The sequence below is a fragment of the Colwellia sp. MB3u-8 genome, assembly GCF_014076985.1.
Taxonomy (GTDB): domain Bacteria; phylum Pseudomonadota; class Gammaproteobacteria; order Enterobacterales; family Alteromonadaceae; genus Cognaticolwellia.
Genome location: NZ_JACGVA010000061.1, coordinates 1 through 14,910, shown reverse-complemented (window position 1 = coordinate 14,910; position 14,910 = coordinate 1). Strand labels below are relative to the sequence as shown.

Sequence of the window (14,910 nt, the reverse complement as noted above, 5' to 3'; positions counted from 1 at the left end):
TAATGCAACTTTCTCCTGAAAACCTTCCTGACGTAGTTCAATCGTTAGCTAGCACTCGTGGTTTTCTGTTGACCCGAAATGCGGCAGACAGAAACAATCACCTTGAAATTACCCTGTGGTTGAAAACACCACAAGGGCCAGTGCAGCTGATTATTGATAACGAACGTGCGGTTTTTTTTGTTGAAGTTATTGATGTGACTCATGTTAAAGACATTTTAGCTAAACAAGGCATTAACCTTGACGAGATAAAAGCGCTTGCGCTAAAAGCATTTAACCAAGCCGCGGTGGCGGCAGTATATTTTTTGACCTTACGTGATTTTTACCAAGCCCGCGCTGTACTAAAGCAAAAAGGTATTAAGTGTTATGAAGACGACATTCGCCCAGATGATCGTTTTTTAATGGAGCGTTTTATTACGGCCGATCTCACCTTTGCTGGTCAGGCAGTAAAGGTGAGATCGGCTGATAATCAAGCTTACCAGCGCTTTGAGCAGGTTAAATGTAAACGTATTGATAAAGCGCAACAAACTGACATTGCACTGTCGAGCGTATCGCTTGATATCGAATGTTCAATGTCGGGTGAACTCTATTCTATCGGGCTATATAGCGAGCATTGTCAGCAAGTGTTGATGATTGCCAATGCAGAAGAAATAGCCCGCGAGCAACAAGCTACCCGTGACATTGATATTGTTTGGCAAGCTAATGAACAAGAATTATTAGTGAGTTTGCTCGCTTGGTTTACCCAACACGACCCTGATATTATTATGGGTTGGAACGTGATTAATTTTGATTTTGCTTTATTACAAAAACGTTATGATTTATATCGGCTTAAATTTGCTATTGGTCGAGATAAAAAAGCACCTCACTGGCGTAAAAATCCAAGTAGTGAACAGCAATTTATTGAAATTAATGGCCGTGTAGTGCTCGATGGTATCGACTTACTGAAAAGTGCTACTTATAACTTTCCCAGTTTTTCACTCGACAATGTCGCGAATACCTTACTGGGTATTGGCAAAAAAGTTGACGATGTTGATCACCGAATTCAAGAAATAACTGATAATTTTCATCATGATAAAACAGCGCTGGCGCTTTATAATTTAGAAGATTGTCGCTTAGTGCTGTTAATTTTTCAGCATACGCAGTTATTAGAATTTGCCATGCTCAGGGCGCAATTAACGGGTTTAGCCATTGATAGAGTCGGTGGCTCTGTCGCGGCTTTTACCAACTTATATTTGCCTAAATTACATCGTAGTGGCTATATTGCGCCAAATATGGGCGATGGCGATCAAGGCTTTGAATCACCCGGCGGCTTTGTGATGGACTCTACCCCTGGACTTTATCAAAATGTGCTGGTGTTAGATTTTAAAAGTCTGTATCCCAGTATTATCCGCAGTTTTAATATTGACCCTATGGGCTTGATTGAAGGTTTAAAATCACCAGAAACAGCTATAGAGGGCTTTGACGGGGCTTATTTTTCAAGAGAGCAGCATTTTCTACCCGATATCATCACTGAGCTTTGGAAAGAGCGAGATATTGCCAAAAGAGATAACAATGCCGCTTTGTCACAAGCGATAAAGATTATTATGAATTCATTTTATGGTGTTTTAGGCTCAACCGGCTGCCGGTTTTTTGATCCCCGGTTATCAGGCTCCATTACGAAGCGCAGCCATAGCATACTAAAAACCACTAAATCATGGATTGAAGCAAAAGGTTATCAAGTTATTTACGGCGACACCGACTCAATATTTGTCCATGTCGGTGACCACCAAAGCGCAGAGCACAGTAGGGCGCTTGGTAAAATTTTACAAGATTACATTAACCAAAAGTGGCAAAAGTTACTTAAAGAACAGTTTCATATTGTTAGCGAGCTTGATATTGAATTTGAAACCCACTTTAGTCAATTTTTAATGCCAACCATTCGTGGCCAAGATATAGGTACCAAAAAGCGCTATGCAGGCTTAGTGCAAAAGGGCGAACAACAACAACTGGTGTTTAAAGGGTTAGAGAGTGTTCGCACCGATTGGACCGAATTAGCCAAGCAATTTCAACGTACTTTATATTTGAAAATTTTTAATGACGAACCGGTTGCTGATTACATCAAGCAAATGGTTGCCGATACCTTAGCGGGTAAGCATGATGACTTACTTTATTATCGTAAACGTTTGCGCAGAAAGCTTGAACTTTATGTTAAAAATGTGCCGCCACATGTGAGAGCAGCAAGGCTAGCCGATGAGATTTATAGGCAACAGGGAAAACCCCTTAAGTATCAAAATAAAGGTTGGATTGAATATCTCATGACCACCAATGGCCCACAAGCGAGAGGCTGTCAAAGCGCAGCTTTGGATTATCAATTTTACATTGACCGACAATTGCTCGCGGTAGCTGATGCTATTTTACCTTTTATTAATACCAGTTTTGATGAAATCACCAATAGCCAAATGAATTTGTTTGAACGCTAAAACTGACACTTGAACCCACTGACTGATACTTGTGGCAACTGATAGTGTTATACCCAGTTAATGCTTGCTGTGTTCTTAAGAGTTAAAGTTCTTAAGGGTTAAAATTTATAAGGTGAATAACGCCTAACTACTGGTTATAGCTTGTATTTATTTGAGTTCAGAAAAAGTTGATTATACCAATTTCATTAATTAGGTGGTCTATTTTAACCCGTAAAAATGATCAGATAATGAGTGAGATTGGTATTAATTAATCAAATGGCTACTACTGATATGATACTCTTTTATGTGCTTAATACTGTTCACGACTATGTTATGACGAAATAAAGCGTGCTTCTTTACTTAATTCGCGATACAAATACCTATAGATGGCTAGATAGCTATAATGACTTTGAAAAGTGTGAACTTTAGCAAGTTGAAGTTAAAAAATGAGTTAGCCGCTTGGTGAATTGTCAGCGCTGCTTGATTTCAAAAGGACAAGTTCCTTATCGAGCGATCTCCAAAAAATATAACCGTGGAATGTAACCTAGAGATGAAAAAAGAAACAAAACTTATTAATGCCGGCCGTAAAAGCCAATGGACACGCGGTGTCGTTAACCCACCCGTAGAGCGCGCATCTACCGTAGTATTTAACTCAGTCAAAGAAATGAAGCATGCCACAGCAAATAAAACTAATCAGGTGTTGTTTTATGGCCGTCGTGGTACTTCAACATCATTTGCTTTTAGTGATGCGATGACCGAGTTAGAAGGTGGAGCAGGTTGTGCCATATATCCGTCGGGTACGGCGGCAATCACTAATGCCATATTAGCCTTTGTTAAAACGGGCGATCATATCTTAATGGTTGATAGCACCTATGAACCCACCCGTGATTATTGCGATAAAATATTAGCTAAGTTAGGTATTGAAACGACTTATTATGATCCACTGATTGGTTCAGGTATTGAAGCGTTAATTAAGGCGAATACCCGAGTGGTGTTTCTTGAATCACCGGGCTCAGTTACCATGGAAGTTCAAGACGTTCCCGCCATCGCTGAAGTGGCTCATAGGCATAACTGTATCGTGATGTTAGATAACACTTGGTCAGCAGGGGTAAATTTTCAACCCTTTGATTACGGTGTTGATGTTTCAATACAAGCAGCGACAAAATATATTGTTGGCCATTCAGATGTTATGTTAGGTACAGCAACGGCAAACGCTGAGCATTGGCCACAATTGCGTGAAAGTAGCTATATTATGGGGCAATGTACCTCTCCGGATGACTTATACTTAGCCATGCGTGGTATTAGAACATTAAGCGTGCGTTTACAGCAGCATCAGGCCAGTGCACTTAAAATAGCGCATTGGTTGTCAACGCGCCCAGAGGTTGAAACTATTTTGCATCCAGCGCTACCATCTTGCCCAGGTCATGAAGCATTCAAACGTGATTTTACCGGCTCAAATGGTTTGTTTTCGTTTGTATTAAATAAGGGTAATCAAGCGGCACTAACTGCATTTTTAGACAGCATGGAACATTTTAAAATGGGTTATTCGTGGGGTGGTTTTGAAAGCCTTGTTTTAGGTATTTCAAAGGTTAATAATATGCGCACTGCAACCACTTGGCCATATCAATTTCCCCTAATTCGTTTGCATGTGGGTTTGGAAAATGTTGATGATTTAATTGATGATTTAGCACAAGGCTTTGCGCATTTTAATCAAGTGCTTGAGCAAGAAGCTAGCTAAGAGCATTTTGTATCATCAAACTGTCAATTGAGTATTGCAGTAGTGAACTTAACAATAGCACGTACTTAACTTAAGCGTCAGTAACAAATTTTGTCTAACGGTGGATGTTAAATAAAGCCTTTAAACGGGCTTTGAATTTAATCATAAATCGATTCAAAGCCTTTTTCCAGCGGCTATCAGCATGGACTATTTTTCCATACCGCCTCTTATCGCAAGATAAAGCACTTTTCACTGAACTATCTTTTTCACTGAATTATCAGGGTAAAACCGCACAGGTTGGCATCTTTTTAGGCGTGCACTGATAAAGTACAATAAAGTGTTTGCCTGCAGGTACTTTTGAACATCATCGTTTAGCCAGGGTTTAGCTCTACTTTCAACAGGTATTATTGTCTAACAGATCCTGATACGGGTTATCAAGATCAAAGGCCTAATGCTTTACTTCTTTTAAAACATACCCGAGCACAAAGGGTGGGGGATGATCAAAACAGTTTACTTGTTTTCATCCTTCGCCTTGTTGTAATATGTCAGAAATCATAATTATAGTCAGCATTATGGTAAAATAAGTTGTGATCCGTCTTCTATGTATACTACTTGATATAAGAGAGTTGAATGAATAGTGTTTCACCCATAAGAAAAGGTTTATTTCAACTTTTATATTCTGTGATAGAAACAGGTGTTTGCCGCGTTATTACCAGCAAATCTGAAAAGCTGTTAGCGAGTTTAAAAAAAACCTATATTGAAAATATCCCTGAACATCATCAAGTTGTTTTTTTACCCGGAAAAATTGAGCACCTTGATGATTTAACTCGTGTCTTAATAACGGCGGGTATCGATCAGTTTTCCTCAATAGAAAATAACCAACAATTTCTTGAAAATGCTAAGCAATATTTAATTGAGAACAAAGACAAAGAAGTTATCACTATTTGGGCATTTGAAAATGCTGATTTGATTGCAAGTGATATACATCATTTGTTAGGGCAACTACTGGCATGGCAACGCTATGGTAGCTCATTATTGACCATTGAATTATGGGGCCATACCTTATTAGAAAAATCATATAGCTCAGGGGAAATTAGTCAATATTATCAAAGTAAAATTTACCCTATTAATCTTGATGAAAAGCTCACGCTTAAGTCCAAAATCGCCTTATTTAACTTCAAATCAATTAACTTTAAACTCTTCATTGCGTTAATAGGCGGATTACTTTTAGGCCCGCAAGTAGCCCCTTTGCTAGAAAAATTTTCAAATATTTATAATAGTGCAACACAGCCAACAAACAATTTAGTCAGTAATATAAACACAGAGAAACTTGCGCCAAAAGCAATAACAGCAAAGCCTGCGTTTGACGATGTCAACGAGAATAACAAACAAACCGAGGTAACCAGACAAGCAAATGTTCTAACACTTAATGATAGTGTAGAACTTAAAGAAAACCGGCAAAATCTCGCTATAACATTAGCAAGTAATACTGATGAAAAAAACAATACCGATGAAACAAATAATATGCACAATATAAAAGTTGTAGAGCATATTTTAGCGCCAGAAAAACCACATTGGTACTTTAAGCTTTTACCGAGCGAGTGGCTAAGTGAATATAATATTAATTTAAATCATCAATTACAGACAGGAAACAATCAAGTTTATATTCAGTATGGCGTATATAGATATAAACATTCTGTTACGAGATTTGCTAAAGCAAACAAGTCATTAAGCGATTATTATCATTTATGTTATTCATCTGACTGGCAAATGGTGGCGTTGATGACAGGTGCTTATCAAGACTATGATCAAGCCTTTAAAAGCTTGATTAAGATAAAAGAACAAGGCTTTGATGGCATTATTGTTAACTCATCTTATTTAAATGCATGGCAATGTAGTAATCAAAACTAATTATCATCAGAAGGCATTTTATTGACCTTAGGTGCAAACCTTGATAGCCATTTAATGCGTAAGTGTTTAATACCAATCTCACTCATTATCTGATCATTTTTACTGGTTTAAATAACCCACTACTGCGTTATTTATTTAATAATTAGAACCACTAGTTATTAAAATAAATGCCTTATATTTGGCCATTTTTCCTGTGTATAAAGTAGACCAGCTAATTAATGAAATGGGTATAAGCAAGATTAACTTATAATAAACCCGAGTTTGAAAGTAGCAAAGTAGCCACATGTATAAAAAAACAAGTAAAAAAGATGCAAAGCCGCAAGTGATTTCTTATGATCGGGTCAAATCTTATATGATTTGGATGATTGAAAGGTATGGAGATTACTCCGCAAAAGCGTTACTTCAAAAAGCTAATATGTTATTTAAAGATGATACTCAATTTAATGAGCCAGCACTTAATTATCTGATAGAAAATGACATTATTAATGATTTTCGCTATGCAACCCGCTTAACGACAAGTTTATCAGAAAAAAATATTGGCCCTAATAAAATCAAAGAAAAACTGTATCTAAAGGGATTCGCCTCCAAGATCATTAATGACTGTGTTGAGGCGTTAGAAACATCTGAGGAAGATTATTTTGCTAAGGCACTTTCATTAAAGATCAGAAAATTTGGCGAAGAGCCTATTGACGATATGAAATTAAAGCAAAAAGCGCTACGGCATTTAATATCCAAAGGCTTTACATACTCAATCGCTGATAAAGCGGTCAAATTCAGTTAACAAGGCGATAAAAATACTTTTTAATTTAGCTAATCAGATGGCTACATCAATCAAAAATAGGCTTTATCAAACATAATCAATTATGGCTAACGCATGCTGCACCATGGCTTATGTTTGATAAAGCCTAAAGCCGTGTACGCGACTAACGAACCATCAATGAAGGTAAAGTCATTGATCTTATTTGCGCGTACTGTGATAAAAAAATCTGGTAAATTTAATAAATTTACTTATTAAATTTATTAACCGCTGTCAGTAATTGCCGACAAGAAACCTGCCCAACCAACTTACCCTCTTCAATAACAGGCCGACGACGATGTTTTTTTAATAGCATGTCCTGAGCGACATTGATAATGCCATCACTAGGGTGAGCAACAACTATATTTTCTTTAGTCATATATTCACTCACTAAACCAACACCAACATTATTGTAAGTGCTTTCGAGTATGGCGGCTAAACAATCCATTTCGGAAAGTACGCCTACGAGGACATTCTTTTCATTTATTACACAAACCCCTGAGACCTTATTATCTATGATTATTTTTATCGTATCTAATAAATTATCATCATCTTTGACTTTGATTGGGTTAGTGATCATATAATCGCGCAAACCAACTGATTGAAGCATGGTAAATCACCTTTAAATTTAGTAATAATTTCATTATGTAAAAAGATAGACCGGATTTTTTTGAGCTTAAACATCGGCCATTCAGCTTAATAGAATATAAACGCGATATCTCATATAAGTCAAAGAATACTATAAATATTTTTCAATCCAGCGAATAATAAGCGATAAAACAACGCATAAACAATAGCTATAGCCATTTGATTAATTAAATGTTCTACTTTTTCATGCAGAAAAATGGATAAATACAAGGTATAAAATTTACTCAGTAGTTTTGAATTTTAACCATTAAAAATGAACAGGTAATTAATCAACTTGGTATTATAGATTAACTAGAATCTATCTTTACGCGGCTTTAATTAATGTTTATTCTGGACGTGAATAGATCAAGTTTGGACAATAATGATTAGCTATAAAAGTGTGGTTATTTTTACTTAACCATAATAAGTTACTTTTTTTGACTTGTTATCGGAGTTGACTATCTTTACTACCGCGTCGGTTATAATGGTTATGACGTGTTCGGTTCTTTTCAAGTTTACTTTGGCAATTGATACATAAAGTGATACCGCTCATTGCACTACGTCGTGCTTCAGGGATTTTAACGTCACATTCTTCACAATATAATAAGCTTTCGTCCATCGATAACTGATGACGAACATGTGCTACAGCGTCTTCCACGCTGGAATCTATTTGTTCTTGAACTGCGCCATCTTTTGACCATCCACCCGCCATAGATTTCTCCTTAATTATTCCTTGATTTTGCTTTTTGACGATATATAGTTGATTAAAGTTTTTACAGACACCTCTAAATATGAGGTCTAATTGATTATGAATTGCATACGTTTATACTGCTATTTAAAAGAAAAAACACCGACAAGTCGGTATTTTTTCTTGGTTATAAGTCGCTTATGTTATTAAGCTTCTTTAAAACAGTAAACAGCAAGCTTGTTACCATCAGGGTCGCGAGTATAAGCAGCATATGCATTCGGCGCCCAATCTCGTGTACCAGGAGCACCTTCATCAGGGCTACCCGCAGCGATTGCCGTCGCGTGAAAAGCGTCAATCGCTGCGCGGTTTGGCGCTTCAAAGCTAACGGTAACACCGTTACCAACGCTAGCAGCTTGACCATTAGCTGGTTTTAAAACAAAAAATGATGGTGCATCTTCGCCCCAAATAGTGCCATTTTCACCTAAATCTGTGATGCGTTTAAGGCCAAGGGTACTTAAAACGTTATCGTAAAAGGTGCGTGATGCCGTTAAGTCGTTAGTGCCAACAGTTACATGAGTAAATATGCTCATTTAAATTCTCCGAATATTAAGTGTTAATTATTTGCTTATCGAGGTGCAGCTAAATTGCTGCGGTTCGTTTCGATGAAGGTATAATATACACTTCAAAAATAATTAGAATAGCCGTAAATGTAAATAACCTTTGCTGTATGGTAACAATGTAAGGAGTTAATGATTTGTGTTAATGCATAAACCTTTGGAATGGTTGGGCGGTATCAAACTCGAATGTATGAAGATAACAGTAGGGAGGAAGTAAATCATCGGAATGTCGTTAATCAGGTCAGCCTTGATATCGACTCCCCTGATGTTTGATACTACTATTTAAACCTTGTTTATATTGCCCGGTAATGTGAGGGAGCCAAGAAGTTAAAGTAGCTGCTCTGCCAAGTAGTCGACAAGCAACCTTATTTTCGGCGATAAATGGCGATTTTGAGGGTAAACCGCCCATATGCCTTCGTCAGGGGCACGATAATTATCTAATAGCGTCACTAGCTCACCACTTTGTATATATTGCTCTACATAATAATCAGGCAATTGCACTATACCTAATCCCTTCAATGCCGCATCAGTCAAGCTGTAACCATTGTTATAACGTAATCTACCCGTTACGCGGAGACTCTTTTCTCGGCCTAAACCCCTAAAATTCCAATAGTCTAGTGTGCCCAATAAACAACTGTGCTTATTAAGCTCTGATATTGCATGGGGTACACCGTGTTTAGCTAAATAATCAGGCGATGCACAAACATAGTTTGTTCTCTTGCCCAATTTTTTTGCCATCATTGTCGAGTCACTTAACTGACCCAGACGAATAGCTAAGTCATAACCGTCTTCAACTAAATCAACTTGTTGATTACTTAAATAAGCTGAAACTTCTACATCGCTATATTGCTTTATGAAATTATTCACTAGGGGTAATATCTGTTTCTCACCGTAGGTTACAGGGGCCGTTAACTTAATTTTCCCTTGAGGTTTAGATTGCAAGTTTGTAATTGCACGTTCAGCGGCATCTAGGCCGTCAAGTACACTGCGGCAGTGTTGATAAAAAACACGCCCCTCTTCGGTTAATGAGACTTTGCGGGTTGTGCGATAAAATAATTTGATATTAAGCCGCTTTTCTAACGCACTGACCTGACGACTAACTTGGGCTGTTGATATGGCCATTTTTTTTGAGGCCAGCGTAAAACTCTCATTTTCCGCAACATAAACAAATTCGCTGATACCTTCCCACTGCATGATTGTTACCTATATGTACAAGTGATTTACTAAAATAGCATATTATCATTTTCTAAGGGATGAATATAATAGCAGCCATCGAGAAAGTATGCTGTGACTTAGATAATCCATAAATGATTTATTGAGAAAAATGAGATCTACCTAAGCAACAAAACTTACATAACTTTATAGGAAGCAAGTATGAGTTGGTTATTTCTTTTTTTAGGTGTCGCTGCTGAAGCTATGTCTCATGTGGCATTAAAAGAAACGGATGGTTTTACTAAACCAGTAGCTAGTGCATTAGTTTTATTAGGGCACTTAGCGGCGTTCATGTTTTTAGGTCAAGCAATGAAAGGTATGCCTGTTGGTATCGTTCATGCACTTTGGGCCGGATTAGCTATTATTACAGTGACTTTATTGTCTACTGTTATTTATCGTCAACATCTTGAGTTAACTACATGGCTTGGTATGGGGTTAGTCGCAGTAGGAATAGGGATGATTAACCTTTCTCAAGGTCATACCCATTAATACCAGTGCAACGAACCTATGCGATAGTTAGCTAAATTATGGTACTGAGGCAGGTCATTACGTCTGAATTGTTACTATATGGTAAAGCTGAATTACGATTTAAGCGTATTATCACGTTTAAATTAATACAGTAGACTAGACTCATAAATAACGAGTTAGCCTACAATTTAAACACAATTAAATATAATTATTAGAAAAGTGAGAATAAACATGTCAGATAAATTTATTAAATCAAAAGCCGCTATTGCTTGGGGGCCAAACCAACCTTTATCTATCGAAGAAGTCGATGTAATGCTACCGCGTAAAGGTGAAGTGTTAGTTAAAGTTATTGCTTCTGGCGTATGTCATACCGATGCTTTTACTTTATCTGGTGATGATCCAGAAGGTATTTTCCCAGTGATTTTAGGTCACGAAGGTGGCGGTATTGTTGAACAAATCGGCGAAGGCGTAACGAGTGTAAAAGTAGGCGACCATGTTATTCCTTTATACACACCAGAGTGTGGTGAATGTAAATTCTGTCTATCAGGTAAAACTAACCTTTGTCAGAAAATTCGTGAAACACAAGGTAAAGGGTTAATGCCTGATGGCACGACACGCTTTTACAAAGACGGTCAGCCTATCTTCCATTATATGGGGTGTTCAACCTTTTCTGAGTATACAGTGCTACCAGAAATTTCTTTAGCGAAAGTAAATAAAGCAGCGCCACTAGAAGAAGTTTGTTTATTAGGTTGTGGTGTTACCACAGGTATGGGCGCGGTAATGAATACAGCAAAAGTTGAAGAGGGTGCAACGGTTGCTATCTTTGGTCTTGGTGGTATTGGTCTTTCAGCGGTTATCGGCGCAACAATGGCTAAAGCTAGTCGTATTATTGCTATCGATATTAATGAAAGTAAGTTTGAGCTGGCGAAAAAACTAGGCGCAACTGACTTTATTAACCCGAAAGATTACGACAAACCTATTCAAGATGTGATTGTTGAATTAACTGACGGCGGTGTTGATTACTCGTTTGAGTGTATCGGTAACGTAGACTTAATGCGATCTGCATTAGAGTGTTGTCACAAAGGTTGGGGCGAGTCAGTAATTATTGGTGTTGCTGGTGCTGGTAAAGAAATTTCAACCCGTCCGTTCCAGTTAGTGACTGGTCGTGTATGGAGAGGCTCTGCGTTTGGTGGTGTTAAAGGCCGTACTGAATTACCTGATTATGTTGAACGTTATTTAGCCGGTGAATTTAAATTAAGTGACTTTATTACCCATACCATGGGTCTTGCAGATGTTAATGAAGCATTTGAATTGATGCATAAAGGCGAAAGTATTCGTTCTGTTATTCACTTCGATAAATAGCATCCATTTCAATACATAACAGCTATGCCATTACCCCTTTCATACCATAAATGAACAGGGGTAACGTCTTAAGGTTTTACCATGACAATCGACCATTTAATTGAAAACGTAAGCATGAACAAAAGTTTTGGTGGCTGGCACAAGCAATATAGCCACCAATCTAAAACGTTAAATTGTGCTATGCGATTTGCTATTTACTTGCCTCCACAAGTATCAAGCGGAGAAAAAGTCCCGGTATTGTATTGGCTTTCTGGCCTTACCTGCACCGATGAAAACTTTATGCAAAAAGCAGGTGCACTGCGCATGGCTGCCGAATTAGGTATTGCCATTGTGGCGTCTGATACTAGCCCTCGTGGTAAAGAGGTCGCTAATGATGAAGATTATGACTTAGGTCAAGGCGCTGGGTTTTATGTGAATGCTACGCAAGCACCTTGGAATCGTCATTTTCACATGTACGATTACGTGGTTAATGAGTTACCTCAGATAATTGAAGCGACGTTCCCCGTATCAGATAAACGCGCCATTAGCGGACATTCAATGGGAGGACATGGCGCATTGACCATTGCCATGTTAAATCCTGATCGTTATAGCTCAATGTCGGCGTTTAGCCCAATTTGTAATCCAGTGAATGCGCCTTGGGGTAAAAAGGCGTTTAGCGCCTACCTAGGTAAAGACAAAGCAACTTGGCATAATCATGATGCAAGTGACTTGATGCGACGAGCAACAGCGTATATTCCGGCTAAAGTTGACCAAGGTGGAGCTGATGATTTTCTCACTGAGCAGTTAAAACCAGAAGTGTTAGCAGCAGCAGCAAAAGCCAGCAACTATCCATTGGATCTGCGCCTCCATGATGGCTATGATCACAGCTACTATTTTATCTCAGCATTTATTGAAGCGCATCTGCGATTTCACGCCGAGCACTTAAGCAAGTAATGGTTAATGCCTAATAACTGCCGCCTAGCATCAAGGTGGCATTTTTTTAATTAAAATTTCATGAGATCAACATAACATCTCGCCGGCGGTATTATGATTGTTAGAGATAAACCCAATGCATTTCAACTATTCTTTATTCTGCGTGGCTCCGTAGTCCCTCTTATTTTTCCACAAATAGCCTTTATGAGTATTCTAGGCGCCATTGTTGGGGCTACTCAATATTATTATCCGGCTATCTTTCCAAGTTTTACTCTGGCACCGCTTGCACTTTTAGGCATAGCCTTGTCGCTGTTTCTTGGTTTTAGAAACAACGCCTGTTACGACCGTTGGTGGGAAGCACGTAAGCAATGGGGACAACTTATTGTCGATTCCCGGAGCCTATCGAGGCAGGTTACTTCCTATATAGATGGCGAAGCTAAAGGTGGCGTAGAAGTACAAAAACGCATGATATATCTAACGATCGCTTTTAATCATGCGTTAAGACATCAGCTTAGAGAATCTGATCCTTGGGGCGAAATAGAAAAACACCTTGAACCTGAGGATATTGAGCCTTTACGCCAGTCAAAAAATTTACCTGACGCGCTGTTACGCCTGATGGGAAAAAAGCTAGGAAGCTGTCGCCATAAAAAACTATTGTCTGATTTCTTAATACAAAGTCTTGATGACCATATTAGCTCTATGGCAGCAGTACAGGCTGCATGTGAGCGAATTCATAACACGCCATTACCGTTTGCCTACTTGTTACTTGTACAGCGAACCGCTTATCTATACTGCTTGATATTACCCTTTGGTATTGTCGCGTCACAAGGCTTGCTAACGCCGTTGTTTTGCGCAATAGTTGCCTACACTTTTTTTGGTCTAGATGCCTTAAGTGAAGAATTAGAAGAGCCGTTTGGCGTTTCTGCGAACGATTTAGCGTTAACGACTATGTCCCGTAACACTGAAATTAATCTATTAGAAATTTTGGGGGCGTCTGATTTCCCCAAACCTATACAGCCAGTAAAACACCGCCTTGAATGAGGTATATAAAAAACAATTGAAGGATTTAACTATGAAAAAAAAATTTAATATATTTCGATTGATTAGCTGGATAGCCATTTTTTGCTCGCTATTAGGCTCTGTTTTACTGTTTGTTGTTGGGGCAATGAAAACTTATTCAGCCTATACCGCCTTTTTTTTGGTGAAGTGAGTAATGAAAGTTTGTCTCACCTTGATAGCGCTGAGGTAGCAACGACATATTTGATTAAATCATTGGATACTTTTATTATTGCTCTGGTATTTTATATATTCGCTCATGGTGTATTCACCTTATTTATTTCTGATAAGAAACTGGCGAAGAAAACCTCCGTACTCAAATGGATAAGCACGCTAAACATTGGCCGTTTAAAAAGTATCTTGGGTGAAGCCATTATTATTATCCTGTTTGTAAAGTTTCTTGAAATTATTTTGATTAATGTTAATAACTTCAAGTGGGAGATATTAATACTGCCTATTTCTATTCTAATGCTTTCTGGCAGTTTAAAGTTTTTGGGATTAGGTCGTGAGGAAAAATAGGATGGAAATGAGAGTGATTAAACATATAGGTATAGGTACTTTGCAATAGAGGAGTTCTTTTGTATTCGCTACGTTAGTTTGGTCTGTCCTTTAGTGGTTTTCTATCACGCAATAGGGCGAAATAGAAAATACTTATAATGTCCACTATCCTTGAGGATAGTGGACATTATATTGGTAATAATTGACATAAAAAGTAGGACCGTTTTGTGGCATAAGTGACGAGTAAACCAAACTCCCAATCAGTTTAGTTTTTAGCACTAATATTTGTTGGTGCTAATGTCCCCTTGGTGGCAAAAGCTAGCGTTATGAGATGGGATGTAACAGGCAGATATGAGCTTTCAGGAGGCATAGACTTGTATTTACTCTGACAGAGAACTGAGCCACCACAGGGGTCATTCGTCATCAAACTGTTAATGCTAACTTTGTGGCTAAATTGACTATGTCACTATAAACGGACTAAGCTTCGATGAACCTTTATTTCCAAAGGGGCGTTTTAAGTCAAAGTGAGTTGACCAATGAAAACACTTTTAATTGTAGCGCATGCTCCTTCAGAAAATACGCAATTAATGGTTGAAGCGATCTTGAAAGGT

At 38.2% G+C, this 14,910-nt stretch carries 14 protein-coding genes; 10 read left to right on the top strand and 4 right to left on the bottom strand.

From position 1 onward, the window contains the following. The first annotated feature begins 2 nt into the window (after positions 1 to 2). The 4 genes from H4J54_RS08735 (at position 3) to H4J54_RS08720 (ending at position 6,844) form a co-directional block, all read left to right on the top strand. Positions 3 to 2,456 carry a DNA polymerase II gene (locus H4J54_RS08735; protein ID WP_182190502.1) on the top strand — a complete coding sequence of 818 codons (2,454 nt, stop codon included), beginning with the start codon at positions 3 to 5 and terminating at the stop codon, positions 2,454 to 2,456. Between the two features lie 529 nt (positions 2,457 to 2,985). Then, positions 2,986 to 4,173 (top strand): cystathionine beta-lyase, encoded by a 1,188-nt coding sequence (locus tag H4J54_RS08730; RefSeq protein ID WP_182190501.1) that lies wholly within the window; start codon positions 2,986 to 2,988, stop codon positions 4,171 to 4,173. A gap of 609 nt (positions 4,174 to 4,782) precedes the next feature. Further along, positions 4,783 to 6,063 (top strand): hypothetical protein, encoded by a 1,281-nt coding sequence (locus H4J54_RS08725; RefSeq protein ID WP_182190500.1) that lies wholly within the window; start codon positions 4,783 to 4,785, stop codon positions 6,061 to 6,063. Between the two features lie 283 nt (positions 6,064 to 6,346). Next, entirely contained in the window at positions 6,347 to 6,844 is a 498-nt protein-coding gene (locus H4J54_RS08720; protein WP_182190499.1) for a regulatory protein RecX, read from the top strand. A 223-nt stretch (positions 6,845 to 7,067) separates the two neighbouring features. Here H4J54_RS08720 and H4J54_RS08715 read toward each other — a convergent pair whose 3' ends face one another. The 4 genes from H4J54_RS08715 to H4J54_RS08700 all read right to left on the bottom strand — a co-directional run bounded on the left by H4J54_RS08715 (position 7,068) and on the right by H4J54_RS08700 (position 9,985). Beyond that, positions 7,068 to 7,469, bottom strand: coding sequence for a CBS domain-containing protein (locus H4J54_RS08715; protein ID WP_220464211.1), 402 nt, complete (start codon positions 7,467 to 7,469; stop codon positions 7,068 to 7,070). Between the two features lie 462 nt (positions 7,470 to 7,931). Further along, complete coding sequence (locus H4J54_RS08710; RefSeq protein ID WP_182190498.1) at positions 7,932 to 8,198, bottom strand: DksA/TraR family C4-type zinc finger protein; 267 nt, start codon at positions 8,196 to 8,198, stop codon at positions 7,932 to 7,934. A 182-nt stretch (positions 8,199 to 8,380) separates the two neighbouring features. After that, a complete protein-coding gene (locus tag H4J54_RS08705) occupies positions 8,381 to 8,764 on the bottom strand; it encodes a VOC family protein (protein WP_182190497.1) in 384 nt (127 codons plus the stop codon). Between the two features lie 354 nt (positions 8,765 to 9,118). After that, positions 9,119 to 9,985 carry a LysR substrate-binding domain-containing protein gene (locus H4J54_RS08700; RefSeq protein ID WP_182190496.1) on the bottom strand — a complete coding sequence of 289 codons (867 nt, stop codon included), beginning with the start codon at positions 9,983 to 9,985 and terminating at the stop codon, positions 9,119 to 9,121. A gap of 180 nt (positions 9,986 to 10,165) precedes the next feature. Between H4J54_RS08700 and H4J54_RS08695 the strand changes: the two genes are divergently transcribed. From H4J54_RS08695 to H4J54_RS08675, 6 genes are all read left to right on the top strand, one after another. After that, the gene (locus H4J54_RS08695; RefSeq protein ID WP_182190495.1) at positions 10,166 to 10,492 is read left to right on the top strand and encodes a multidrug efflux SMR transporter; all 327 of its coding nucleotides are present in this window, start codon (positions 10,166 to 10,168) and stop codon (positions 10,490 to 10,492) included. A 210-nt stretch (positions 10,493 to 10,702) separates the two neighbouring features. Beyond that, the gene (locus tag H4J54_RS08690; protein WP_220464212.1) at positions 10,703 to 11,833 is read left to right on the top strand and encodes an S-(hydroxymethyl)glutathione dehydrogenase/class III alcohol dehydrogenase; all 1,131 of its coding nucleotides are present in this window, start codon (positions 10,703 to 10,705) and stop codon (positions 11,831 to 11,833) included. An 81-nt stretch (positions 11,834 to 11,914) separates the two neighbouring features. After that, positions 11,915 to 12,766, top strand: coding sequence for an S-formylglutathione hydrolase (gene fghA / locus H4J54_RS08685; RefSeq protein WP_220464213.1), 852 nt, complete (start codon positions 11,915 to 11,917; stop codon positions 12,764 to 12,766). Positions 12,767 to 12,859: 93 nt separating this feature from the next. After that, positions 12,860 to 13,786 (top strand): bestrophin family protein, encoded by a 927-nt coding sequence (locus tag H4J54_RS08680; RefSeq protein ID WP_182190494.1) that lies wholly within the window; start codon positions 12,860 to 12,862, stop codon positions 13,784 to 13,786. Positions 13,787 to 13,817: 31 nt separating this feature from the next. Continuing rightward, positions 13,818 to 13,955 carry a hypothetical protein gene (locus tag H4J54_RS19430; protein ID WP_259367397.1) on the top strand — a complete coding sequence of 46 codons (138 nt, stop codon included), beginning with the start codon at positions 13,818 to 13,820 and terminating at the stop codon, positions 13,953 to 13,955. After that, positions 13,952 to 14,320, top strand: a complete 369-nt coding sequence (locus H4J54_RS08675; RefSeq protein WP_310650108.1) for a YqhA family protein — start codon at positions 13,952 to 13,954, stop codon at positions 14,318 to 14,320. The genes H4J54_RS19430 and H4J54_RS08675 overlap by 4 nt, the downstream gene beginning before the upstream one ends. The last annotated feature ends 590 nt before the right edge of the window (positions 14,321 to 14,910 follow it).